Origin of the sequence: Actinomadura alba (genome assembly GCF_014323705.1) — a bacterium.
Lineage (GTDB): Bacteria > Actinomycetota > Actinomycetes > Streptosporangiales > Streptosporangiaceae > Actinomadura_C > Actinomadura_C alba.
In genome coordinates this window covers 34,584-59,403 of sequence record NZ_JABVEC010000037.1, presented here as the reverse complement: position 1 = coordinate 59,403, position 24,820 = coordinate 34,584, and the positions used below count along the sequence as shown (strand labels likewise).

General features: G+C 71.4%; 21 protein-coding genes. 11 read left to right on the top strand and 10 right to left on the bottom strand.

Annotated elements, in window-relative coordinates; all coding sequences use genetic code 11:
* Positions 1–111 precede the first annotated feature (111 nt).
* Positions 112–744 (bottom strand): TetR/AcrR family transcriptional regulator, encoded by a 633-nt coding sequence (locus HKK74_RS32545; RefSeq protein WP_187247233.1) that lies wholly within the window; start codon positions 742–744, stop codon positions 112–114.
* A gap of 208 nt (positions 745–952) precedes the next feature.
* Complete coding sequence (locus tag HKK74_RS32540) at positions 953–3,121, bottom strand: DUF6351 family protein (RefSeq protein WP_187247232.1); 2,169 nt, start codon at positions 3,119–3,121, stop codon at positions 953–955.
* 311 nt (positions 3,122–3,432) lie between these two features.
* On the opposite strand from HKK74_RS32540, the gene HKK74_RS32535 reads away from it, so the two are divergent.
* A complete protein-coding gene (locus HKK74_RS32535) occupies positions 3,433–4,488 on the top strand; it encodes a class I SAM-dependent methyltransferase (protein ID WP_222723001.1) in 1,056 nt (351 codons plus the stop codon).
* A gap of 87 nt (positions 4,489–4,575) precedes the next feature.
* Here HKK74_RS32535 and HKK74_RS32530 read toward each other — a convergent pair whose 3' ends face one another.
* The 7 genes from HKK74_RS32530 to HKK74_RS32500 all read right to left on the bottom strand — a co-directional run bounded on the left by HKK74_RS32530 (position 4,576) and on the right by HKK74_RS32500 (position 11,108).
* Entirely contained in the window at positions 4,576–5,607 is a 1,032-nt protein-coding gene (locus tag HKK74_RS32530) for an ABC transporter ATP-binding protein (RefSeq protein ID WP_187247231.1), read from the bottom strand.
* Entirely contained in the window at positions 5,604–6,473 is an 870-nt protein-coding gene (locus tag HKK74_RS32525) for an ABC transporter permease (protein WP_187247230.1), read from the bottom strand. The genes HKK74_RS32530 and HKK74_RS32525 overlap by 4 nt, the downstream gene beginning before the upstream one ends.
* A gap of 108 nt (positions 6,474–6,581) precedes the next feature.
* Positions 6,582–7,376 (bottom strand): molybdate ABC transporter substrate-binding protein, encoded by a 795-nt coding sequence (modA, locus tag HKK74_RS32520; protein ID WP_187247229.1) that lies wholly within the window; start codon positions 7,374–7,376, stop codon positions 6,582–6,584.
* A gap of 18 nt (positions 7,377–7,394) precedes the next feature.
* Positions 7,395–7,796 carry a TOBE domain-containing protein gene (locus HKK74_RS32515; RefSeq protein WP_187247228.1) on the bottom strand — a complete coding sequence of 134 codons (402 nt, stop codon included), beginning with the start codon at positions 7,794–7,796 and terminating at the stop codon, positions 7,395–7,397.
* A gap of 217 nt (positions 7,797–8,013) precedes the next feature.
* The gene (locus HKK74_RS32510; protein WP_187247227.1) at positions 8,014–8,742 is read right to left on the bottom strand and encodes an SDR family NAD(P)-dependent oxidoreductase; all 729 of its coding nucleotides are present in this window, start codon (positions 8,740–8,742) and stop codon (positions 8,014–8,016) included.
* A 62-nt stretch (positions 8,743–8,804) separates the two neighbouring features.
* Complete coding sequence (locus HKK74_RS32505; RefSeq protein ID WP_187247226.1) at positions 8,805–9,743, bottom strand: hypothetical protein; 939 nt, start codon at positions 9,741–9,743, stop codon at positions 8,805–8,807.
* 282 nt (positions 9,744–10,025) lie between these two features.
* Positions 10,026–11,108 (bottom strand): MGDG synthase family glycosyltransferase, encoded by a 1,083-nt coding sequence (locus HKK74_RS32500; protein WP_187247225.1) that lies wholly within the window; start codon positions 11,106–11,108, stop codon positions 10,026–10,028.
* A gap of 29 nt (positions 11,109–11,137) precedes the next feature.
* Here HKK74_RS32500 and HKK74_RS32495 point away from each other — a divergent pair, with 29 nt between their 5' ends.
* The 8 genes from HKK74_RS32495 (at position 11,138) to hpnH (ending at position 20,807) form a co-directional block, all read left to right on the top strand.
* Positions 11,138–11,872, top strand: coding sequence for a polysaccharide deacetylase family protein (locus HKK74_RS32495; RefSeq protein ID WP_187247224.1), 735 nt, complete (start codon positions 11,138–11,140; stop codon positions 11,870–11,872).
* A gap of 323 nt (positions 11,873–12,195) precedes the next feature.
* The gene (hpnC, locus tag HKK74_RS32490; RefSeq protein WP_187247223.1) at positions 12,196–13,080 is read left to right on the top strand and encodes a squalene synthase HpnC; all 885 of its coding nucleotides are present in this window, start codon (positions 12,196–12,198) and stop codon (positions 13,078–13,080) included.
* A complete protein-coding gene (gene hpnD / locus HKK74_RS32485) occupies positions 13,077–13,934 on the top strand; it encodes a presqualene diphosphate synthase HpnD (protein ID WP_187247222.1) in 858 nt (285 codons plus the stop codon). The genes hpnC and hpnD overlap by 4 nt, the downstream gene beginning before the upstream one ends.
* Positions 13,931–15,265, top strand: a complete 1,335-nt coding sequence (gene hpnE, locus HKK74_RS32480; protein ID WP_187247221.1) for a hydroxysqualene dehydroxylase HpnE — start codon at positions 13,931–13,933, stop codon at positions 15,263–15,265. Before hpnD ends, hpnE begins: the two co-directional genes overlap by 4 nt.
* A complete protein-coding gene (locus tag HKK74_RS32475) occupies positions 15,265–16,278 on the top strand; it encodes a polyprenyl synthetase family protein (RefSeq protein WP_187247220.1) in 1,014 nt (337 codons plus the stop codon). The genes hpnE and HKK74_RS32475 overlap by 1 nt, the downstream gene beginning before the upstream one ends.
* A gap of 1 nt (position 16,279) precedes the next feature.
* Positions 16,280–18,310, top strand: a complete 2,031-nt coding sequence (gene shc / locus HKK74_RS32470) for a squalene--hopene cyclase (protein WP_246492193.1) — start codon at positions 16,280–16,282, stop codon at positions 18,308–18,310.
* Positions 18,307–19,803 (top strand): 4-hydroxy-3-methylbut-2-enyl diphosphate reductase, encoded by a 1,497-nt coding sequence (ispH, locus tag HKK74_RS32465; protein ID WP_187247219.1) that lies wholly within the window; start codon positions 18,307–18,309, stop codon positions 19,801–19,803. Before shc ends, ispH begins: the two co-directional genes overlap by 4 nt.
* Before the next feature lie 5 nt (positions 19,804–19,808).
* Positions 19,809–20,807 (top strand): adenosyl-hopene transferase HpnH, encoded by a 999-nt coding sequence (gene hpnH, locus HKK74_RS32460; protein WP_246492192.1) that lies wholly within the window; start codon positions 19,809–19,811, stop codon positions 20,805–20,807.
* Between the two features lie 21 nt (positions 20,808–20,828).
* Here hpnH and HKK74_RS32455 read toward each other — a convergent pair whose 3' ends face one another.
* Complete coding sequence (locus tag HKK74_RS32455; RefSeq protein WP_187247246.1) at positions 20,829–22,622, bottom strand: thiamine pyrophosphate-requiring protein; 1,794 nt, start codon at positions 22,620–22,622, stop codon at positions 20,829–20,831.
* 233 nt (positions 22,623–22,855) lie between these two features.
* On the opposite strand from HKK74_RS32455, the gene HKK74_RS32450 reads away from it, so the two are divergent.
* Both HKK74_RS32450 and HKK74_RS32445 read left to right on the top strand, forming a co-directional pair.
* Positions 22,856–23,326, top strand: coding sequence for an SPW repeat protein (locus HKK74_RS32450; protein WP_187247217.1), 471 nt, complete (start codon positions 22,856–22,858; stop codon positions 23,324–23,326).
* A 209-nt stretch (positions 23,327–23,535) separates the two neighbouring features.
* On the top strand, positions 23,536–24,636 hold the full coding sequence (locus HKK74_RS32445; RefSeq protein ID WP_187247216.1) for an enolase C-terminal domain-like protein: 1,101 nt from the start codon (positions 23,536–23,538) through the stop codon (positions 24,634–24,636).
* The last annotated feature ends 184 nt before the right edge of the window (positions 24,637–24,820 follow it).

Genomic DNA, 24,820 nt, shown 5'->3' with positions numbered 1-24,820 from the left:
CCGCGCAACCAGGGGGTGCCGGGCCGCGTCGACGGAAACGTGGCGTCCCGGATGGAGAATCGCCTGTGACGGAGGACGGTTCCCGCCGGTCAGAACCTGGTGAGACCCTGGTCAGACCTCGTCGCCCGCCGTGAGGGGATCCAGACGGCGGATCAAGCGGAGGGTGACCGCGGTGACGGTGTCCGCTTCGATCTTGTTCTCGCAGGCGGCGATCTCGCGACCGGCCTCACCGATGACGGTGGTCAGCATCGCGACCGTGGCGCGGCCCACCGGGCCGCTGCCGGCACCGAGAAGCACCGCGTTCTGCCGCACCCACTCGCGGTTGCGGGTACGGCGCATCAGCTCGAACCCGGGCGGACCGTCACAGTCCATGAACAACCGGACCAGGTCCCGGCGCTCCCAGGACCCCTCAAGGAAGGCCCGCGCCCCGGCGATGAACAGCTCCAGCGGATTCGACTCGCCCGACTCGCGCATGGCGCTGACGGCGGCCGAGGCGTCCTCCTCATGCGCGTTCTGGTGGCCCTCGTAGAGCGCCAGGAACAGCTCGGCCTTGCCGCCGAAATGGTGGTACAGGCTGCCCACGCTCGAACCGGAGCGTTCCACCACATCGGCGACGCTCGCCTCGGCGAAGCCCCGCTCGGCGAACACCTCACGGGCGGCGCCCAGTATCCCCCGGCGCGTCTCCGCCGTACGGCTCCATTGCCAGGCGCTCACGCTCGGGCGGCTGCTCGACTTGCGTGCCATCCGGTTTCTCGCCACCTTGCCGTCGGCCTCGTCGCTCCCAGATTACGGAACCGCATTTCACGGTCCGCAGTCGCAGGTCGGCGCAGCGGTGGGGCGGCCAGGCGGCCAGGCGGCCAGGCGGCCAGGCGGCCAGGCGGCCAGGCGGCCAGGCGGCGAGAGTAAAGCAGCCCCCGGCGACGGCCGGGGGGCTGCTCGCGGCACAGCGTGATCATGAGCGGTGTGGCCCGCTCGGCAGCCTGGTCGGCGGCGTCGTCCCGGTCCACGAGTCGCCGTAGCTCAGCCAGGTGCCGATCGGCTTGCGCTGCCCGGCGCCGGGGCGGTCGTGGTCACAGACCCCGCCAGGGAACGTGGCACGCAGCTGCGCCCGCTCGGCGGAGGAGAACGTGACCGGGAAGTCCCGGAAGTCGAGCGGCTTCAGCGCGCACTTCAGGACGTCCATGGAGAGCTTCTGTCCGGCGGCCATACGGGTGTTCGCGGCCACCGGGAACCTCTCCCCGCACTGCCCGTCCGGCGGGTAGGTCAGCTCCTGGCGGATACGCTGCGTGGCCGACAGGTAGCAGCCGTCGCCGAGGTCGGCCGGCCGGTTCGTGAGCACCTTGTGCCGCATGTCGCGTCCCGAGCGGTCGGCGCCGATCGCGGTCAGCCAGCGGTCCATGGCGTCGAGCTCGTACCGGGCGGCCGCCGCCGTCTCGGCCGGGGTCGGGGCGCTTTCGATGATGACCTGGTTGCCGGCGCTGCCGTTGGCCCGCAGCAACCGCTGGCGCATGACGAAGGACCACTCGGTGGTGTGGATGTCGTTGCCCGGGCCGGCCAGGTCGAGGTCGGTGCGCTGGTCGATGATGGGGGTCTGGCGCAGGCCCTGCGACGCCGAGTTGACGATGTCGTTGGCGTACACCGCGTACAGCGCCTTCGGGTCGGCGACGGTGCGCTGCGGCACGGGCTTGCCGGTGTGGTCCAGGCCGCCGATGCCGGCGTTGACGGCGGTGAACTGGGCCGGCGTGATCGTTCCCGCCTTCAGCGCGGCCAGCCCGTACTGTACGCCGGTGTTGTCGAGCACGCCGCGGACGAACCCGGTCCTCGGGTCGCGGCCGATCTGGTTGACCAGTTGCTCGGTCGAGTTGCACTTGACGCCGTTGGGATTGGTGACCGGGTCCCAGCGCACCGCGACCGGGATCGCCGCGTTGCAGCTCTCCGTGGCGGTCGACCGGCTGGCGAAGGTCGCGTCCCAGGAGACGCAGGTCGAATAGGTGCGGAAGCCGGAGATCGCGGTCTTCTGCGCAGTGGTGAACGAGGCGCCGGGTCCGGCGAAGAAGCGGTTCAGCAGGCGGCAGTCCGAGACCGGGCCGGCCGTGCTCAGCGGGTCGGGGAAGGAGACACCGGGAATGATGCCGTCCAGGATGCCCGGGTAGCTCTCGGCGATGTCGTACTGCTGGATGGCCCCACCGGAACCGCCCCAGCCGATGGTGTGCTTCACCGGGCCGTAGGTCTCGACGAAGTGCTCCTTGACCATCATCGCCGCCTCGGCCGAGATGATCGGGCTGCAGTTGTTGTCGAGCACGTTGAGGCTGGAGGACGCGACCGCGTAGCCCTGCCCGAGGAACAGGTCGTTCAGCACGCCGCCGGTCGATCTGCCCTGGTGGAAGCCGGAGTTGCAGCCGCCCCCGAAGGTGTAGACGAGCTTGCCGTTCCAGGCGTGATCCGGGGTGACCGGTGATGGGGCGGCGCCGTCGTACAGCGCCGCGATCTCGTACACCGCGCGGTCGATCGTCCCGCGCTCGCCCCGGACGATGTACGGCACCTGCCGGCCGTCCACCGTGGCGGTCGCGAGGTCCGCGGGTCGCGCGGACGGATCGGGCAGCGGTGCGAACGCTCCCGCCGTCGTCCGGTACTGGTAGCCGACCTGGGTGGGTGCGCCGCAGTGCGGCTGCTCGGCCGCCGGCAGGCCGTACGCCTGTGTCTCGCAGTAGAAGGGGAGTTGCTGCGCACCGGACAGCACCGGCCCGGTGATCGGGTGGTTGGTGACGCGCAGACTCGCACGGGAACCGGACTGCCTGGCCTCCAGTGTGTTGCGCCCGTCGCGCAGGCCGGTAACCAGGCCGAGGAGGCTGCCGTCGGGCTGCTCGCGAAGGCCGGAGGTCACGTCACGCCCGTTGGCGCTGACGCTGATCCGCTTGGCGTGCGTCTTCGCCGGCGGCACGACCCGGACGAGCACCTGCCCGCCGCTGACCACCTCGGGCCGCGGGTTCGACACGGTCTCGATGGTCGGCCGTCCGCCGTGGGACGCCGGCCCGGCGGCCGCCGTTCCGTACGTCAGCATCGGCACGGCCGCCGCCAATGCGGCGACGACGATGACCGAGCGCCATTTACGGTGTGCCACTCGCAACTCCGCTCACTCGTGACACCGCGAACGCGTCGCGATGCCGGGACTGGTGGTCCCCCGCCGTCGCCGAGCGAGCATGACGCTGAGCTCAACACCGGGCACCTGCGTAAGTGCGACGTGCATTCTAGAATGCTTTTCTAAAACCTGGCCAGACCTGGGCCGCGGGACGGCGCGATGTCACTCACCATGATCGAGATATCACGCGGCGCAGCGCGGTAACGCATCGCAGGTTCGAGGCCGAATCGCCATTTCTGCTGGTGATTTCGAGCTGATTGGCGGGATCTATATCGCCTGTGCATCATGTAGAGATGTCTGATGAGGCGGTACCGCGAGGGCAGGCGATGACCGATGCGCAGTCCGGCCGGTGGGAGGAGGTCCTGGCCGCGCTCGCCGGGATGCTCCCGACCGGTGCCGCGTGCGTGGTGGTCGACGGTGCCGGTGACCACGCCGCCCAGGTCGCCGACCGGCTGGCGCACGCCCTGTCGTCCGACGGACGCCTCTGCACCCGCCTGACCGGCGGAACATCGCCCCCGTCCGATGACACCTGGCACGCGGACCGATCCCCCGGCGCGGTCACGCTCGCCGATGGGCCGCGGCTGCGCGCCCGGCCGCCGGCCACCGGGTGGGACGTCGTCGTCTGGCTGTCCTGCCGGCCGACCGGCCACTCCCCGAACGTGGGCGGGGAACGTGACGCCGACATCGTGATCGACCTCCGGGACGAGACCTGGCCCGTGATCCGCCACGTTGCCCGCCGGCTGGCCGGGCACAGCCGCTGGTACATCACCGAGAGCCGGGCCTTCTTCGCCACCCGCGCCGCCACCTGGGACACCAAGTTCGGCGACGACATGCCCGCGTACACCGCCGCCGTCGACGAGGCCGGCATCCCGGTCGGCGCCGCCGTCATCGACGTGGGCTGCGGCACCGGCCGTGCCCTGCCCGCCCTGCGCTCGGCCGTCGGCCCCACCGGAGTCGTGATCGGCCTCGACCTCACCCCGCAGATGCTCGCCGTCGCCAAGGCCGGCGGGCGCGCACAGCACGCCGCCCTGCTCGTCGGCGACGCCCGCCACCTGCCGCTCGGCGACGCCAGCGTCCACACGGTCTTCACCGCCGGCCTGGTGAACCATCTGCCCCACATCGGCGAGGGTCTCGCGGAACTGGCCCGCGTCGCCCGTCCGGGCGGACGGCTGGTCATCTTCCACCCCTCGGGACGAGCCGCGCTCGCGGCCCGGCACGGGCGCACCCTCGACCCCGACGAACCCCTCGCGCGGAAACGTCTCGGCCCGCTGCTCGCCGGTGCCGGCTGGCACCTCGACGGGTACGACGACGCGCCCCACCGGTTCCTCGCCCTGGCCACCCGCCGGTGACCGCATCTCGCCGATTCGCCCCATCCCCCCGGCCGGGTGGCGCGTAACGGAGAGGGACGCGTGCCTCAGGCCGGGTAGGCATGCGTCTCAGGCCGGGTAGGCGTGCGTCTCGGTCGCCTTGACGGCCGCCCAGATCCGCTGCCCCGGGGTCAGATCGAGGTCGGCGACGGCGGCCGGGGTCACGTCGGCGGCCACCGCGATCGACCCGTCGAGATGGATGCGGACGTTGTCACCGTGCCGCTCGATGCCCTCGATCGTGGCCTCCCACAGATTCCGCGGAGTGCCGTCCGGCCGGGACCGGTAGAGAGCCACCGCGGCGGGTGAGAAGGCGAGGAACACCGGCCCCCGCAGATCCTCGGCGACGTTGAAGAGCACGTCGCCCACCGTGACCTTCCGCCCGTCGGCCGTCCCGCGATGCAGGTTGAGCCCCACGAGCCGCGCGACGTAGTCGGTGCGCGGCCGGCGGGCGACCTCGGCGGGTGTTCCCTGCTGGACGACCGTGCCGGATTCGATGACCACGAGCCGGTCGGCCAGCACCATCGCCTCCAGCGGGTCGTGTGTGACCAGGACGGTCGCCCCGTCGAACTCGGCAAGGTGACGGCGCAGCTCGGAGCGGACCTGGAGCCGGGTGTGGGCGTCGAGGGCGGCCAGCGGTTCGTCCAGCAGCAGCAACCGTGGCCCGGCGGCGAGCGCGCGGGCCAGTGCGACACGCTGGGCCTGGCCTCCGGACAGCCGGCGGGGCTTGGACCCGGAATGCTCGGCCAGGCCGACCCTCCGCAGCCAGGACGCGGCCGTCGCGCGCGCGTCCGACTTGGACGCGCCATGGCAGCGTGGCCCGAAGGCGACGTTGTCCAGTGCCGACAGGTGCGGGAAGAGCAGGTAGTCCTGGAAGACCATGCCGATGGGGCGGTCTTCGGTGGGGAGCGTGTGCAGGGGCGTGCCGTCCAGGTCGATGTGACCGCCGGTCAGGGCCACCAACCCGGCCAGAGCGCGCAAGGCAGTGGTCTTGCCCGCGCCGTTGGGGCCGAGCAGGGCGACGACCTCGCCGGCGTCGACGGCCAGGCCCAGGTCGAGGCGGAAACGAGGGCGTTCGACGACGAGGCGTGCCTGCAGGGTCATGGGCTGGTGACCCACCTGTCGCGCAGGCTGGCCAGGACCAGGATGGAGACGGCGAGCAGGACCAGGCTCAGCACGATCGCGGCCTCGGGCTCGGTCTCGAGCGCGAGATAGACCGCCAGCGGCATGGTCTGGGTCCGGCCAGGGAAGTTGCCGGCGAACGTGATAGTGGCACCGAACTCGCCCAGCGCCCGGGCCCAGCACAACACGGCCCCGGCCACGACGCCCGGCGCGATCAGCGGCAGCGTGACCCTGTGGAACACCGTCCAGCGGGAGGCGCCCAGGGTGGCCGCGGCCTCCTCGAACCGCAGGTCCGCCGCCCGGAGTGCCCCTTCGACGCTGATCACCAGGAACGGCATGGCCACGAACGCCTCGGCCAGCACCACGCCGGTCGTGGTGAACGGCAACGTGATCCCGAATGCGGAGTCCAGCCACTGGCCGACCAGCCCGCGCCGGCCGAGTACGAGCAACAGCGCGACGCCGCCCACCACCGGCGGCAGCACCAGGGGAACCGTGACCAGCGCCCGGACCAGGCGCCGACCGGGGAAGTCGACCCTGGCCAGCACCCACGCCAGCGGTACCCCCAGCAGCAGGCACAGCACGGTGGCCAGGGTCGCGGTGACCAGCGACAGCCGCAACGCCGTCAGCACCTGGGGCTCGGCCAGCCGCGTGGCCAGCGTCGACCACGGTGCCCGTACGAGCAGCCCGGCCAGCGGTGCCACCAGGAACACGAGCGCGACCAGGGCGGGCACCACCAGAACCCACGGAACACGGCCGGCCGGGCCGGAGTCGCGCCGCGCACGACCCCGGCCCGCTGATCCCTTCGACCCCGCCGAGCCCGAGCTGGAGCCCGGCCTCGGTGTCAGCATGCTTCCAACCAGGGGCATCCGATCAAGAGGGTCTTCCGGCCAAGGGCGCTTCCGGCTCCAGGGTCTCGGGTCGGCGAGGCCGGAGGCAAGGTGCGATCAAGGACTGGGTCAGGGGACGTCGAATCCGGCCTTGGCCATCACGCTCTTGCCCTGGGCAGACAGCACCAGTTGGACGAACTGCCGGGCAAGGTCGGCGGCCGGCGCCTTGGACAGGGCCGCGATCGGGTAGTCGTTGATCGCCTTGTCGGCCTCGGGGAAGCCGATGCCCTTCACCTTGCCGCCCGCGGCGAGCACATCGGTCCGGTAGACCAGCGCGGCGTCGACCTCACCGAGCTCGACCTTGGTGAGAGTGGCCTTGACGTCCTGCTCGAGGGTGACCGGCTCGACTTTCAGCCCGGCCGCGTCGAGTGCCTTGGCCGCCGCCGCGCCACAGGGGACCTGCTCCGCGCACAGCGCCACCTTGACCTTCGAGTCGGCCAGATCCCGCAGGTCGTCGACCTTCGCCGGGTTGTCGGCGGGAACGGCGATCTCGAGCCGATTGCGTACGAACGTCGCCGGGGCGGTGGCCAACGACGCATCGGTCACGGTCTTCATCGTCGCCGGACTGGCCGCCGCGAAGACGTCCGCCGGGGCACCTTGGGTGATCTGCTGGGCCAGCGTGGCACTGGACCCGAAGTTGAACCTCACCTTCGTGCCCGGGTGAGCGGATTCGAATGTCCGGCCCAGCTCGGTGAAGGATTCGGTCAGTGACGCGGCGGCGAACACCGTCAGCGTCTTACCGCTTCCGCCGGAAGCGGCGCCGGAAGCGCCTCCGGAGTCGTCGCCGCCGCAGCCGGACAGACCGGCCGCCAGGGCGAGGGTGAGCGGGACCGCGACGGTCCACCGGGACAAGCGTCTGAACACCAGGGCTCCTTTACCGACTCACCGCGTGAGTACCTCACTGATCTCCACGACGACATTGGTGGACTTGATCACAGCGACCGCCACCACCCCGACCTCCAGGCCCAGCTCATCGGCGGCCTGACGGCTCATCAGCGAAACCACCCGGAACGGCCCGGCCACGATCTCGACCTGGGCCATCACCGAATCCTTGATCACCGCGGTCACGATCCCCCGGAACCGGTTCCGGGCCGAGGAGACGCCCGACCCGTTCTCGGCGTCGATCCGGTCCCGCGCGAACCCGGCCAGATCCGCACCCGCCACCATCCGGTGGCCGTGCTCGTCGCGTTCCGCGGGAAGCCGACCGCCGTCGACCCATCGCCGCACGGTGTCCGGGCTGACGCCCAGCACCGCCGCGGCCTCGCTGATGCGAAACATCGTCACGATCAATCACCATACCCTCGCATAATCCGGTCAGGACAGATCCTCTCCCTGGCAAGCACGGTCCATATCTGCCATCAGCGCTCGCATTCGCGCGACGCCCGATGCCGGGAAGATCCAACCGGCGCGGGCCGACGTTGACTCGTGGCGTGTCGGGGCTTCCAGGTGCTTGGGAAGCCCGACACGCCACGAGTCAACGAACTGAAGGAACCCGAACGGCTCAGCCGAGCCGCCCGGCCAGCGTCCGGAAGACCTTCGGCGCGGCACCTCGCACGCGGGCCGGCAGCCGGAGCCAGCCCGGCACGTACGCCTCCGTGAGGTCGCGCTCGACCACGGACACGATGGCGCGCGCGACACGCTCGGCGGCTATCGGCGCCGGCCGCCGGCGACGATAGGGCGTTCCACGCCGGTCGAAGAACGGCGTGTCGACCACGCCGGGAAGCACGACCGACACGCCGACCTGGGACAGTTCGTGCCGTAGCCCCTCGGCAAAGATGATCAGACCTGCCTTGGTCGCGGAGTACACGGCCTCGTCGCGCACCCCTACCGCGCCGGCGATCGAGGCGACGAAGACGACATGGCCTCGGCCTCGCTCGATCATGCCGGGCAACAGCAGCCGGGTCAGCACGATGTGGGCGGTCAGGTTCACCGCGATCAGCCGCTCGATCGTGTCGTCCGGCATCTCCGCGAAGGGTCCGGCCCATCCCACCCCGGCGTTGGCGACCAGGACGTCGACCGGCCCGGCCATGGCCGCGAGCTCGGCGGCGCCGGTCGCCAGATCGGCCGTTAGCACCTGACCGCCGGTGCCGGCGGCCACCGCGTCGAGCCTTGGGCGGTCGCGCCCGGCCAAGACCGGCCGCGCCCGAGCCCTGGCCATGGCCCGGGCGGTCGCCGCTCCGATCCCGGAGGACGCACCAGTGATCAGTACACGACTGCCCGCAAGCCTCATGATCCGTTCAATTCCCGGTGGGCCGGGCCCGACACGGTCCACGGCGCAGGGCCCGGCCCGACCTACTGGGATCCCGACTTGCTCTCCGGCTGCCACGTCAGCCGGGCGATGGGAGGCTCGGCGGCGGGCAGGGTGCTCTTGGTCACCGGGCGGCCGAACTCGTACTCGACCCGGTGCATCTTCCACACGCCTCCGCCGGTCTCCAGCGTCTCCGAGTAGACGGGCAGCCGGGTCTCGGGGTCGATGTAGCGGACGATGTCCAGCGCTGACCCGCCACTGGCCAGGTAGCCGTACGGGTGAGTGAGCGAGTCAAGCTCGGTGTACTTGAACGCGTCCTGGTACAGGTCCGCGCCCACCGGGCGCCCCCCACCGGCGAGCTTCACCGGCTTCACCTTGATCTCGAGGCGCACGTACGGCTTGCCGTTCCGCGTAACGGAGCTCATCCCGCCCGCATTGATGAACCCCTTCAAGTCGCCGAGGTACCCGACGAAAGCGTCGGCTTGCTGCGCGGTCAGCCCGCCGACGCCAAGGCCGTCGTTGAGCCACGTCTGGTCGGTGAGGCTCGGGCACGTGGTGGACCTCTTCTCCCAGGGCCGGCGAACGCCGGAAGAATAGAACCAGTCCTCCGACCGACCCAGGCACCAGGTCCCCCAGGCCGTCGAGGTCTTCCCGTCCGCCACGATCACCTGTGATCTCTCCAGGCGCACGTTCTTGGTCCTGTAGTCGAACCCGGAGACCACGACGTCACGACTGCCCTCTGGATAGAACTTCTCCTGCCGGTAGTACTCATGCACCAGGTTGATGGATGGCTGCAGCGCCTGCTGCTTCAGTGACTCCAGATAGAGTTCGCGCGCGTCGATGGGCTCCTTGGCGCCCTTCGCGGAGGGCTCGGTCGCATCGGTGGTCTCTGCCGCCTTCGGGCGCTCACCCGAACCGGTCACCGCGCAACCGCACACCGCCGCCAGCAGGGCCACCGCGAGTCCTGCTCGGAAAAATCGCACTGCACACCTCTTTGGTCTATCGCTTTTCTCAGTCGGTGACTCTACGTTCGAGCGCCCTGCCGAACGTTCGCAGGGTTGGGAAACATGCGTACACCCGTCAACGCTGAGACTGATCTTCACGGCTTGTCCCAGCTCGGAGCCCTGCTCGCAGAACCCTCCTTACGAAACGCAGCAGTTGTGGGGATTTCTGCAACGGACGAACCGGGCGGATACGGCGCGCATGCCCTCTCTCAACTGGTCCTATGCGAGAGATCGAGAAGGCGATCCATGGCCACGGAGCCGTCAGACCGTCGGGTGCGCGAGCAGCGCCTCGGCCGGCGGTGAGCTGAACAGGGCGGTTCCACGGGCGATCTGACGGTCGCGCTCCGACGAGTCCGCCAGCCGGTCCAGTGCCCCCAGCAGACTCGCGGCGTCGGAGGCGTGGACGCTCAGCCCGGCCCGTGCCATCGCTCGCGCGCCGGCCCGGCCGTGACCGGGGATCGGCAGGTACGAGATGACGGGGACACCCGCCGCGAGCGCCTCCGTGCACGTCAGCCCCGCGGCGTTGTCCACGACCGCGTGAGCGGCGGCCATCAGTTCGGGCAGGTCGTCGCGCCAGCCGAGCGCGACGACACCCCCGCCCGCGCCGCGCAGGCGGCGCAGCAGCCGGCCGTTGTTCCCGCAGAGGACCACGGGCACGTAGCGCCCCGACCGGACAAGGACGCGGGCCGTCCGTTCGGCGCGTCCGACGCCCCAAGCGCCGGTCGAGATCAACACCAGGCGGTCGTCCGGTCGCGCGCCGATCCGGCTCCGTACCTGTGCGGGGTCGGCACCCGGCCGGCGGAACTCCTCGCGTACAACGGGCGCGTGGCAGGACGCCGGGCGTCCGGTCGCCGCGGTCACGCCGAGCGCCGCCGCCGCGGTCGGGCACAGGTAGCCGTCGTTGCCCGGGTGCAGCCAGAGCCGATGGACGGCGAAGTCGGTGAGCAGGACGGTGCTGGTGACCGACAGGCGGCCGCGTTCCCGCAGATGCCCGGTCACCTGCGCGGCCAGATGGAAGGTCGACACGACCGCTGCCGGCGGGCGACGGCGGACCAGCCGCTCCAGCCGGGCCGCCGCCAAGGCGGTCAACGGCGACGTCGACGGCGCCCGGTCGGACACGAAGAAGACCCGGTAGATGACGGCGTACAGCCACGGCGCGGTGCGCATCATCCAGCCGTACCACCAGCGCAGCGCCCCTCCCAGCCGCAGCGGGAGCAGATCCAGGACATCGATCACCTCGGCGTCGACCCCGCCCGTGGCGAGCCGCCGGGCCAGTTCACCGGCGACCCCATCGTGCCCCGCGCCCATGCTCGCGCTGAGGATCAGCAGCCGCCTCGTTGGCATCGCCCCGTCCCTCCCGCAGACTTGAGGTGATGAATCCGCTGGTACTCGGTATGACCGGCCTGGCCGCGCTCCACGCCGGGCCGGCGGCGACCTGGATGCCCACCGTGCGCCGGGGGCTGCCGGGGCTCTCGGGCGTCGGCGCCGGCGACCACGTGGCGCTGACGTTCGACGACGGGCCCGATCCGCGATCCACGCCGCGGTTCCTCGACGAGCTCGAGCGGCTCGGCTGCCGGGCCACGTTCTTCGTCCTCGGTGAACTGCTCGAACGCCATCCCGATCTCGGCCGCCGCATCGTGGCGGAGGGGCACGAGATGGCCGTGCACGGCTGGCGGCACGACAACGCCCTGCTGACCCGGCCCGGCCGGGTCACCACCGAGATGGGCCGCACCGCCGACCTCGTCACCGCGGTGGCCGGCGTTCGCCCGACCTGGTACCGGCCTCCCTACGGAGTGCTCAGCGCCGAGGCCCTGCTGGCGGCCCGCAGGTGGAGGCTGCGTCCGGTGCTTTGGAGCGCTTGGGGCAGGGATTGGACCGAGTCGGCGACCGCCGCGTCCGTCCTGGCCGCCCTGGCACCCGGTCTGCGCGGCGGCGCGACCCTCCTCCTGCACGATTCCGACCACACCTCCGCGCCGGGCTCGTGGCATTCGGCGCTCGGCGCCCTTCCGGAGCTCGTGCGGCATTGCCGTGCCGCGCGACTCGCCGTCGGGCCGCTGCGCGACCACCGGGTCGGCCGATGCCGACTCGACAATTCGAGTAACCGATGAACGCACAGCCGGACGCGACCCGCACAATTCTCGCCCACGCATGTTTCTCGCCTCTTTTTCAGCCGACCGCCCACCGCTCGGCCGCACCGCCCCATCGCCGCCGATCGCCGCCCATCCCAGTGTCCCTACCCAGGTCGGCATCGGTGGACACGAGGCAGCGGGCTTTCGCCACAATCGCCTCGAACCCCCATGACCGGCGCTTGATCAAGCTCCGAGAAGTCAAAAGAAACGCCTATTTATTTCGCCCCCCCGACCGGGCCTAATAAAGCTCATCCCAGCATTTCCCAGCGTTTATCCGGTCGCCTGATGGAAAGCATTCCCTCATGCTCTCCGGTGACGTCAGGGACATCGCGCTCAAGGCCCGGCGCGAGAACTTCCCGGTCGCCTCACGCCTGCTGCCGCGCCGGTATCGGTGCCATCTCATGGCGGTGTACGGCTTCGCCCGCTTCGTCGACGATGTCGGTGACGAGGTGGCCGACGCGGCAGGTGACGAGGGCGGTGACGAGACCGGACCCGGTGAGCGGCTGCGCCGGCTCGGCGACATCGACGCCGACCTGATCCGCCTGTACGCGGGGCAGGCTCCGCTGCTGCCGGTCGTCCGGCGGCTCGCCCCCACCGTGCGCCAGTGCTCCGTCCCGGCCGAGCCGTTCCACCGGCTCGTCGCGGCCAACCGGCGCGATCAGTCGGTCACCCGCTACGACACATTCGACGACCTCCTCGCCTACTGCGAGCTGTCCGCCAACCCCGTCGGGCACATCGTGCTGCACGTCTTCGGCGCCGCGACCCCGTCCCGGCTGGCCCTGTCGGACCAGGTCTGCTCCGCGCTGCAGATCATCGAGCACTGCCAGGACGTCGGGGAGGACTACGCGAGGGGCCGGGTCTACCTGCCGGGCGAAGACCTCCGCCGGTTCGGCTGCACCGAGGCCGACCTGGGCGGGGCCACGGCCCCGGCACGGCTGCGCCGTGTCGTCGCGCTCCAAGCACGGCGGGCGATGCGGCTTCTTGAGGCCGGCGACCCGCTCGCCGCGTCACTGAGCGGCTTCGCCCGTACCGCGGTGGCGGGCTACATCGCAGGCGGGCGCGCCACCGTCGCCGCCCTGGAACGGGCCGGTCACGAGGTTCTCGGCCGGTCGGTGCGCCCCCATCCCGCCCGGCTGCCACTGGAGTGGTCGCGGGTCCTGATGAGAGGGAGCGAGGCGGTCAAGTGAGCGTGTCCGTCGCCTACCGGCACTGTGAGCGGGTCGTCCGCACGCGGGCACGGAACTTCTCCTATGGCATCAGGCTTCTGCCGCCGCCCAAACGACGCGCACTCAGCGCCGTTTATGCGTTCGCCCGCCGGATCGACGACATCGGGGACGGCGAGGGGCCGGCGCCGCAGCGGCTGGCCCGCCTGTCACAGGCGCGATCCGCGCTCCGCGAGGCGGTACCGGACCGGTCCGACCTCGTCCTCGTGGCGTTGCGTGACGCCGCCATCCGCTATCCGATTCCGCTGAGCGCGTTCGAAGAGCTGATCGACGGTTGTGCCGCGGACGTGCGCGGATCGGTCTACGCGAGTCCCGACGACCTGGTGGCGTACTGCCGGTGCGTCGCCGGGTCGGTCGGCCGGCTGTCACTCGGCGTCTTCGGTGCCGAGGATCCCCCGGCGGCCGCGCCATTGGCCGACGCGCTCGGCGTCGCGCTGCAGCTCACGAACATCCTCCGCGACGTACGAGAGGACCGGCGGGTCGGGCGGATCTACCTTCCCGCCGAGGACCTCAGCCGGTTCGGATGCACCCTGGACGTCGACGCCGACGGCGGGTTCACCGACACGCCGCAGCGGCTGACCGAGCTGATGCGGTACGAGGTGGACCGGGCGCGGGAATGGTACGAGCGGGGCGTCCGCCTGCTGCCCCTGCTCGATCGCCGCAGCGCGGCCTGCACCGCGGCGATGACCGGGATCTACCGGTCGCTCCTCGACCGGATCGCGGCCGACCCGGTCGGGGCGCTCGGCACCCGGTTCGCGCTGTCGCCATGGGACAAGACGCTGGTGGCGGCGCGCGCGCTCACCGGAGCGGGGCGATGAACGGCGCTTCGGCGCCGCCGGTCGCGATCGTGGGAGGTGGGCTGGCGGGCATCGCCGCGGCCCTGGCCCTCGGCGAGATGGGCCGCCCGGTCACTCTGTACGAGGCGCGGCCGAGGCTCGGCGGCGCCACCCACTCCTTCAGCCGGGACGGGCTGATGGTGGACAACGGACAGCATGTGTTCCTTCGCTGCTGCACCGCGTACCTGGGACTGCTCGCCCGGCTCGGCGCGGCCGGCCACGTGTGCGTTCAGGACCGGTTCGACGTCCAGGTGCTCAGCCCGGCGGGGCGGGAGGGGCGGCTGCGCCGGTGCCGGCTGCCCGGTCCCTTCCACCTGCTGCCCGCGCTGGCGCGATACTCCCTGCTCGCCCCGGCCGACCGGTTGCGCGCTGTACGGGGGTCGTACGCGCTGAGCAGGCTCGATCCGGCCGACCCGGCACTCGACCGGATGGATCTGGACGGCTGGCTGGCCACCCACGGGCAGCGTGGCCCGGCACGGCGCATGTTGTGGGAGTTGTTCGCGCTGGCCGCCCTGAACATCGAGATGCGGGAGGCCGCGGTGGGCGCGGCGGCGCTGGTCTTCCAGACCGCCCTGCTCGGCCGGGCCGACGCGGCCGACATCGGCATTTTCGTGGCGCCGCTCGGCGAGTTGCACGACAGGGCGGCGCGAGCCGCGATCGAGGCCCGCGGCGGTGAGGTTCGCCTGTCGGCGAAGATCAAGGCCATCGAGCCCGGGCCCGCGATCGTCGTGGACGGCACCAGGGTCGAGGCGTCCGCCGTCGTGGTCGCGGCACCGCACGAACACGCCGCGGCACTGGTCCCCCCGGACGCAGTGCCCGACCGGGACCGCTGGAGCGGCCTGGGCGCGAGCCCGATCGTCAACGTGCACGTCATCTACGACCGGCGGGTGACCGATCTGGCGTTCGCCGCGGCGGTCGACTCCCCCGTGCAGTGGGTCTTCGACAAGACCCGGGTCAGCGGGCTCCAGGAGGGTCAGTACCTGGCCGTCTCGGTCTCCGCGGCACAGCGATGGATCGACCTGCCGACCGCCGAGATCCGCTCGGTGTTCGTCACGGCGCTGGAGCGGCTCCTGCCCGCCGCGCGCGGGGCCAGGATCATCGACTTCTTCGTCACCAGGGAGCGGCGCGCCACCATCCGCCAAGGCCCGGGCAGCGGCGCGCTCCGTCCTCCGGCGACTACCCGGTGGCCCGGGCTCTACCTCGCCGGCGCCTGGACCGACACGGGCTGGCCCGACACGATGGAGGGAGCCGTGCGCAGCGGTCTCAACGCGGCCTGCCTGGTCAGACGGCATCTGACAAGGGACGCCGGCTGATGACCGCGGCTCTCCCGCCGTCCGTGACGGCCGCCCGCGACCTCGTCGAGCCCGTCCTGCGCGAGGCCGTCGACCGTCTCGATCCGCTGTCGGCGCGGGTCGCCGCCTACCACCTCGGCTGGGTCGATCCGGCCGGCCGGCCGGTCGACGCGGGCGGCAAGGCGCTGCGGGTCGCGCTCGCGGTGCTGTCGGCGCGAGCCGCCGGAGGAGACGCGCAGCGATGCGCGCCGGCCGCCGCAGCCGTGGAACTCGTGCACGCGTTCTCGCTGCTGCACGACGACATCATGGACGGCGACCACATGCGCCGGCATCGGCCGGCGGCCTGGACCGTCTTCGGCGGCTCGGCCGCCATCCTGGCCGGCGACGCCCTGCTCGCTCTCGCCACCGAACTGCTCCTGCGGGACGGGACCCGTGGCGGCGTGCGTGCGGCCCGCCGCCTTTCCGCCGCCACCCGGCGGCTGATCGCCGGGCAGGCCAGTGACCTGGAGTTCGAGAAGCGCCCGGACGTGAGCCTCGAAGAGTGCCGGCAGATGTCGGCGGACAAGACCGGAGCCCTGCTGGCCTGCGCGTGCTCCATCGGCGCGACGCTGGCGGAGGCGCCCGAGCCGCTGGTCACGGCGCTGACGGCATTCGGCGCCGATGCCGGCCTGGCCTTCCAGCTCACCGACGACCTGCTGGGTATCTGGGGTACCCCGGAGAAGACCGGCAAGCCGCAGATGTCGGACCTGCGGGCGGGGAAGAAGACGCTGCCGATCGTCGCCGCCCTCACCAGCGGTACGGAGGCGGGCGAACGGCTCGCCCGGTCGCTGGTCGTCCCGGGGCCGAGGTCGCAGGCCGACCTGCACGAGGCCGCCCGGTTGATCGACGAGGCGGGCGGCCGCGCGTGGGCCGAGAAGGAGGCGGAACACCTCTTCGACCTCGCCGAGGGCCACCTCGCCGAAGCCCGGATGCCCGCCGACGTCCGCGCCGAGTTCCTGGCCATCGCCCGTTTCATCACATCCCGGGATCACTGACATGACCGCACTCGACGCACCTCCGTCGGCGTCCCGCGCCGAACTCGCCGCCACGGCGGCATGCGAACACCTGCTCGGACTGCAGGCGCCGGCCGGGTGGTGGAAGGGCGAACTGCAGACCAACGTCACGATGGACGCCGAGGACCTGCTCCTCCGGGAGTTCCTGGGCATCCGCGAACAGCGGGACACCGCCGAGGCGGCCCGCTGGATCCGCGGTGAGCAGCGCGACGACGGGACGTGGGCCAACTTCCACGGCGGGCCCGGCGACCTGTCCACCACCATCGAGGCCTACACCGCGCTGCGGCTCGCGGGCGACCCGGCCGACGCCGCGCACATGCGCTCGGCCGCCGCGTTCGTCCGGCAGGCCGGCGGCATCGAGTCCAGCCGCGTCTTCACCCGGATCTGGCTGGCGATGTTCGGCCGGTGGTCGTGGGACGAACTGCCCGTCCTGCCCCCCGAACTCATGTTCCTGCCGCCGTGGGTCCCCCTGAACATCTATGACTGGGCCTGCTGGGCCCGGCAGACGATCGTGCCTCTCACGGTGGTGAGCGCCCGGCGGCCGGTGCGTCCGCTCCCGTTCGACCTGCCCGAACTGCGTACGGGACGTCCCGTACGGCCGCGCCCGTCGGTCGGCTGGGATGGGGCGTTCAGGACCCTCGACCGTGTCCTGCACCGCTACGGCCGGCGGCCGATCCCGGGTCTGCGGCGGGCGGCGCTCAGGCGTGCCACCGACTGGATCGTCGCGCGGCAGGAGGCGGACGGTTCCTGGGGCGGCATCCAGCCGCCGTGGGTCTACTCGCTGATCGCCCTCGACCTGCGGGGGTACGGCCTCGACCATCCGGTGATGAGGAAGGGCCTGGCCGGGCTGGAGCGGTTCACGATCCGCGACGAGCGGGGCCGCCGGCTGGAGGCCTGCCAGTCCCCGGTGTGGGACACCGCACTCGCGATCAACGCCCTGGCCGACGCGGGCGTCAGCGAGGATCATCCGGCTCTGGTGCGGGCCGCCGGCTGGCTGGTCGGCGAGGAGGTCAAGGGTTCCGGCGACTGGGCCGTGCGAAGGCCGTCGCTGGCCCCCGGGGGCTGGGCGTTCGAGTTCGACAACGACGGCTATCCCGACACCGACGACACCGCCGAAGTGATCCTCGCCCTCCGCCGCGTCCGCCGTCCGGGCACCCGGCCGGCGATCGAGCGGGCGGTGCGCTGGATGACCGGCATGGCGTCCCGTGACGGTGGCTTCGCGGCCTTCGATGCCGACAACACCCGCGAACTGTGCACCAGGCTGCCCTTCTGCGACTTCGGTGCCGTGATCGACCCGCCGTCCGCCGACGTCACCGCGCACGTCATCGAGGCGCTGGCCGCCGAACGACCCGGTACGGCCGTCATCGGACGGGCCGTCACCTGGCTGCTGAAGGCGCAGGAGGCCGACGGATCGTGGTTCGGCCGGTGGGGGGCCAACCACCTGTACGGCACCGGCGCCGTGCTCCCCGCCCTCATCGCGGCCGGCATCCGGCCGGATGCGAAGTGCGTGAGACGGGCCGTCGCCTGGCTGGAGGCCCATCAGAACGACGACGGCGGCTGGGGCGAGGACCTGCGCTCCTACGACGACCCGGCCTGGATCGGCCGCGGTGCCTCGACCGCGTCGCAGACCGCGTGGGCGCTCATGGCCCTGCTCGCCACGGGCCGGCGCACGCCGACGATGGACGGGGGCATCGCCTGGCTCGTCGAGCATCAGCGCGCGGACGGCACCTGGGACGAACCGCACTTCACCGGGACGGGGTTCCCCGGCGACTTCTACATCAACTACCACCTCTACCGGCTGGTCTTCCCCATCAGCGCCCTCGGGCGCTATCTGCGCCTGCGCCCGGACCTCAGGTCGCAGGGAGATCTCGGCTCGGCCCCCGAGCCGGAGCCGAGGCCGGAGCCGGAGCCGAAGCCGGGGCCGAAGCCGAAGCCGGGGCCGGGGCCGAGGCCGGGGCGGGGGCGGGCCCAGGACATGGATCCCGTGGACCCGATCGCGGAGATACCGGCATGACGCGCCTGCTGATCTGCACCGCGCTCGGCATCGAGGCGCGGGCGCTGCGGCGCGGCCTGCCCGGCGATCCGGCGGAGGTGACGCTGATCCGCACCGGAATGGGTCCCGTCCGTGCCCGGCGCGCCGGGGCGCTGCTGCCCGGTTTCGGGGCACTCGCCGTGGCCGGGGTGGGCGGTGCCCTCGACGAGGACCTCCGGCCGGGAGAGGTGCTCGTGGCTAGCGAGGTGCGCTTCGGCGGCCGGGTGGTCCCCTGCCCCTCGGCCGCGCTCCTCGCGGGAGAGCTGGTGCGCGCCGGGATGCGCGCGCAGATCGGCCCGCTCGTCACCAGCGACCACGTCGTGACCGGAGCGGAGCGCCGGCGGCTGTCGGCCGCCGGCGCGCGGGCGGTCGACATGGAGGCCGGGCCGCTGGCCGGTGCCGCGGCAGGCCGGCCGTTCGCGGCGGTGCGCGTCATCGTCGACACTCCGAACCACGCGATGCTCGGCCCGCACACCCTGACCGGCGGCCTGGCCGCACGCCGCACCCTCGCTCGCGTCGGCCCGGTCCTGGTGCGCTGGGCCGCGGCCGCCGGGCCCCGGCGGGTACTGCTCGCCGCGCCGAGATCGTTCTGCGCCGGGGTCGACCGGGCCATCGAGATCGTCGTCCGGGCCCTGGAGCGGCACGGGCCTCCTGTCTATGTCCGCAAGCAGATCGTGCACAACAGGCACGTGGTCGAGGAGCTGGAACAGCAGGGCGCGATCTTCGTCGAAGAGCTGACCGAGGTCCCGGCCGGGGCGGTCACGATCTTCTCGGCGCACGGCGTCGGACCGGCGGTGCGAGAGGACGCCGCGCGGCGCGGCCTGCAGGTGATCGATGCGACCTGCCCGCTGGTCGCCAAGGTGCACGCCGAGGCACGCAGGTTCGCCGCCCGCGGCGACCTCGTGGTCCTGATCGGCCACGCCGGGCACGAAGAGGTCGAGGGCACCCTCGGCGAGATACCGGGCCGTGGCGTGCTCGTCGAGAACGTCGACGACGTGGCGACCCTGCCGGGCGATCGGCGGATCGCCTACCTCATGCAGACCACTCTCGCCGCGGATGAGGCCGGGCACATCGCGGCGGCGATCCGGCGCCGGTTCCCCGATGCCGAGGGTCCGCGCACGGATGACATCTGTTACGCGACGACCAACCGGCAGCGCGCCGTACAGGCGGTGGCCGGCGGCGCCGACCTCGTCCTCGTCGTCGGGTCCGCCAACTCGTCGAACTCCCGGCGGCTCGCCGAGGTCGCCGCCCGCGAGGGCACCGTCGCCCACCTCATCGACGGCCCGAGCGACATCGCGCTGGACTGGCTCGCCGGCGCCCGCACGGTCGGCCTCACGGCGGGCGCGTCGGCCCCGCCGTGGCTCGTCGACGCCGTGGTGGCGGAGCTGCGGGGGCTGGGCCCGGTGACCATCGAGGAGAATCCCGTGGCCGAGGAGACCATCAGCTTCACCCTGCCTCTGCGGGTTCGATCCTGATGGCGATGCCGATCCGCCAGAGCCTGCGCGTCGGCGGCTACATCCTCTGGCAGAAACTGCGCCGGCGGGCGAGGTTCCCGCTGCTCGTCGAACTCGAGCCGCTGTTCGCGTGCAATCTCGCGTGCGCCGGCTGCGGGAAGATCCAGCATCCCGCCGACGTACTGAAGCGGCGCATGCCGGTCGAGCAGGCCGTGGCCGCGGTGAAGGACGCCGGCGCCCCGATGGTGTCGATCGCCGGTGGGGAACCGCTCATGCATCCGCAGATCGGACAGCTGGTCCGGGAACTCATCGCCCTCAAGAAGTACGTGTTCCTGTGCACCAACGCCCTGCTGATCCCCAAGAAGATCGAGCAGTTCGAGCCGTCACGCTACTTCGCCTGGACGGTGCACCTCGACGGGCTGCGCGAGCGCCACGACGCCTCGGTGTGCAAGGAGGGCGTCTTCGACGAGGCCGTGGCCGCGGTCCGCGAGTGCCGGCGCCGGGGTTTCCGCGTGACCACCAACACGACGTTCTTCAACACCGACAGCCCGCAGACGGTCATCGACGTGCTCGACTTCCTCAACGACGACCTGCGGGTCGACGAGATGATGATCTCTCCTGGGTACGCGTACGAGAAGGCACCGGACCAGGACTGCTTTCTCGGCGTCCAGGAGACCCGGCGGCTGTTCCGCAAGGCGTTCGCCGACGGCAGGCGGCGCAGATGGCGGTTCAACCACACGCCGCTGTTCCTGGACTTCCTCGAAGGAAAGGTCGATTTCCCCTGCACCGCCTGGGCCATCCCGTCCTACTCCCTGCACGGCTGGCAGCGCCCCTGTTACCTGATGGCCGACGGCTACGCGCAGACCTACCAGGAGCTCATCGACGACACCGACTGGAGCTCGTACGGTCGCGGGCGCGATCCCCGCTGTGCCAACTGCATGGCGCACTGCGGATACGAGCCCACGGCCGTACTCGCCACCCTCGGCTCCCTGAGGCAGTCACTGCGGGCACTGCGCCACGGCTGAGGCCGTACGCACTGTGCCTACTCAGTCGCCCCTGCGGCCGAAGAGCTCCTGGGCCTTGGTCCTGAGGCCCTTGGCGACGATGCCGAACGCGTCGGGATCGCCCTTGATGATGGCCTCGGCGGCATCCTTGATCTGCTCGAAGTCCGCGTGCGGCGGGATGGGCGGGATGTCGGGGTCGCAGTGCACGTCGAGGACGACCGGCCGGTCGGCGGCGAGCGCCCGGTCCCACGCGGGCCCGACCGCCTCCGGCTTGTCCACCTCGATGCCCACGAGGTCGATGGAGCGCGCGAAGGCGGCGTACGACACGTCGGGCAGCGCCTGCGACTGCTCGAACTTCGGCGCGCCGGCCATGCCCCGCAGCTCCCAGGTGACCTGGTTGAGGTCGTTGTTGTGCAGCACCGCCACGATCAGGCGGCGGTCGGACCACTCCTCGAAGTAGCGTTTGATCGTGATTAGCTCGGCCATGCCGTTCATCTGCATGGCGCCGTCGCCGACGAAGGCGATGACCGGACGGCCGGGATGGGCGAACTTGGCCCCGATGGCGTACGGCACGCCGGACCCCATGGTCGCCAGGTTGCCCGACAGCGAGCCGCGGACACCGGCCCGGAACCTCAGGTCACGGGCGTACCAGTTGGCCGCCGAGCCCGAGTCGGCGGTCACGATCGCGTCGACGGGCAGCCGCGAGGACAGTTCCCAGAACAGCAGCATCGGGTTGATCGGGTCGGCCGGCACCTTGGCCTGTCGTTCGACGATGCCCCACCAGCGGTCCACGTTGCGCTCGATGGTCTCCCGCCAGGACCGGTCGGCCTTGCGGCGCAACCGGGGGATCAGGGCCCGCAGCGTCTCGGCGGCATCGCCGACGAGGTTGGCCTCGGTCGGGTAACGCATCCCGATCAATCGGCCGTCGATGTCGATCTGTACCCCCCTGGCCTGGCCGAACGGCGGCAGGAACTGGGTGTAGGGGAAGTTGGAGCCGATGATGAGCAGGGTGTCGCAGTCGCGCATGAGCTCGTACGACGGGCGGGTGCCCAGCAACCCGATGGCTCCGGTGACGTAGGGCAGGTCGTCGGGCAGGACGTCCTTGCCGAGCAGCGCCTTGGCGACGCCGGCCCCGGTGAGGTCGGCCAGCTGCTTTACCTCCTCCGCCGCCCCGCGTGCGCCCTGTCCCACGAGGATGGCGACCTTCGAGCCGGCGTTGAGCACCTCGGCGGCGCGGGCGATCTCGGTGTCCGGGGCCCGGGTGATCGGGGGCACGTAACCGGGCGTCGACGAGGGCACCTGCTTGAACGCGTGCTCCGGCGGTTCGTAGGCCTCATCCTGCAGGTCGGCGGGGATGATGAGGCAGGTCGGAGCGTGTTCGGCCAGCGCGATGCGCATCGCCCGGTCGATCAGGTTGGGCAGCTGGGCCGGAACGGTGGCCATCTGCAGGTAGGCGCTCGCGACGTCCTTGAAGAGGGAGATCAGATCGAGCTCCTGCTGATAGTTGCCGCCCATGGCGGTGCGGGCGGTCTGGCCGGCGATCGCCACCACCGGCACGTGGTCGAGTTTGGCGTCGTACAGCCCGTTGAGCAGGTGGACGGCCCCCGGCCCGCTGGTGGCGACGCAAACACCCGGCCGGCCGCTGAACTTGGCGTATCCGACGGCCTGGAAGGCGCACATCTCCTCGTGCCTGGCCTGGACGAACGCGGGCCGGTCGCCGGCTCGGCCCAGCGCCGCGATGATCCCGTTGATGCCGTCTCCCGGGTAACCGAAGAGACGTTCCACGCCCCACTGGCGCAGCCGTTCCAGCAGATAGTCCCCGACCGTACGCGGCATGGTGACGTCTCCCTCCATGCGTATCGTTCTCCTGGACATTCCCTGATAAATCGACCAAACCCGTGATGACGGTAATAAAGCTCCACGCGGCAGGCGGCCCCCGTGACAGGCGGGGTTCCGGGCGCTCGCGCGAGCCCAGGTACATGAAAACTTTGCCTTGACCAGCGTGGAACACCGATTCGGCCGGGGTACGGGGGATTTGTCAGTTCCGCGAACTAAGGAGGCCGAGGTCAATGACTCGACCAGGCCTTGAACGGCATCCGGACATCCTCGAGCTGAGGGACAGATACGAACGGGCGTCATGCACTCCGGCCGCCCAGGCGGTCGACGGGTTGACCATGCTTTCCGGCCTGTATCTGGCGATATCCCCATGGGTGGTGGGCTTCCAGGGCCTGTCCCGGCTGTCCGTCAGCAACCTCATCACCGGCCTCGCCGTAGCGGCTCTGGCCCTCGGCCTGGCGTCGGCCTTCGGGCGCATGCACGGGCTGACCTGGATCGCACCGCTCATCGGCGTGTGGACGATCATCGCGCCATGGGTGATGCACTCGGCCACGAGGGCGAGCATCTGGAACAACGTCGTGACCGGAGCCGTGATCCTCCTGCTGGGGCTGGGGGCGATGGCCGTCGGCATGCGCCAGAAGGGGCAGAAGGGGCGGCCGAACATGTTCCAGCACGAGAGAGAGCCGGGGCGCGGCGAGCGTTAGCGACCGTGAGGCCCCGCCCGGCCCGACCGGCGACCGATGGTCCGCGTAACGCTGTGACCTGCTATGACCAGGGATCTGGAGATGGCGACCGGGGGACGCCGTGGCCGCGGTGGTGTGCCGCCGCCACGGTGCACCGGTGATCTCGCAGGGCGGTACCCGATCCGGGCGCGGCGGGAGAGAGGCCGGCTCGGCGCCGGGCGACATCGGCTGTGAACACGGGCGAGCGGATCGATGACGTGGGCGCCGCCGCCTACACCGTTCCCAGCGAAGACCCTGCGGCCGACGGCACGTTCACCCGGTCGGAGACCACCCTGGTGCTGGCCCGGGCGCATGCGGGCGACGTCACCGGGATCGGGTGGACCTACGGCCCCTCCGCGACGGCCACGCTGATCACGCACCAGCTGGCCCCCGTCGTGCGCGGTCGGCCGATGCTGGACGTCCCGGGGTGCCATGAGGCGATGTGCCGGGCGGTGCGCGACGCCGGCCGAGTCGGCATGTGCTCGCTCGCGATCTCGGCACTCGACTGCGCACTATGGGACCTCAAGGCCCGGTCGCTGGACCTTCCCCTGCACCACCTGCTCGGCGTCGTGCGCGCGGAGGTCCCGGTGTACGGCTCCGGCGCGTTCACCACCCTCGGAGACGACCGGCTCCGCCGCCGGCTCGAGCACTGGGCCCACGACCTGCGGATTCCCCGAGTCAAGATCGAGATCGGGGAAGGCCGGGGTGCGAACGAGGAGCGGGACCTCGCCCGGCTCCGGTTGGCGCGCGAGATCGTGGGTGCGGGGGTGGAGCTGTACGCCGACGCCAACGGCGCATACTCGGTCAAACAGGCGATCAGAGTTGCCCGCGCCGCCGAGGACCTCGATCTGCGGTGGCTGGAGGAACCGGTGCCCGCCGACGACCTGCCCGGCCTACGGGCGGTCGCGCGGGCCGTCGCCCCCGAGGTCGCGGCGGGCGAGTACGGCTTCGACCTTCCCTACTTCGCGCGAATGATCGGAAACGTCGACTGCCTCCAGGCGGATGTCACCCGCTGCGGCGGGATCACCGAGTTCCAGCGCGTCGCCGCCCTCGCCCGTGCGAGGGGGCGTGAGCTGTCCGGGCACCGCGCCCCCCATCTGCATGCCGCCGTCATGTCGTCGACCCCGGTCACGCGGCACATCGAGTGGTTCCATGATCACGTCCGCATCGAGGAACGGCTCTTCGACGGCACCCTGTCGTCCGCCGGCGGCACAGTGCGTCCCCGCGACGACGCTCCCGGCCTCGGCGTGACGCTCAAGTACCCCGACGCCGAGCCGTACCGGGTGAGATGAGTCCCCGAGCGGTCCCACTACCACGAACCATGGCAGGCCTTCAATAGGAAGCCATGAAGGGACTATGATGTGCTTTAGCGACAAGCTCTGACATATCTACCGAATCAGGGCAAATCTAGTGCGCTTCTGTGGCAACCCGCGCGCCTACGGGCATCCCAGCAGGCAGGCGGACGCCCGTTGCCGG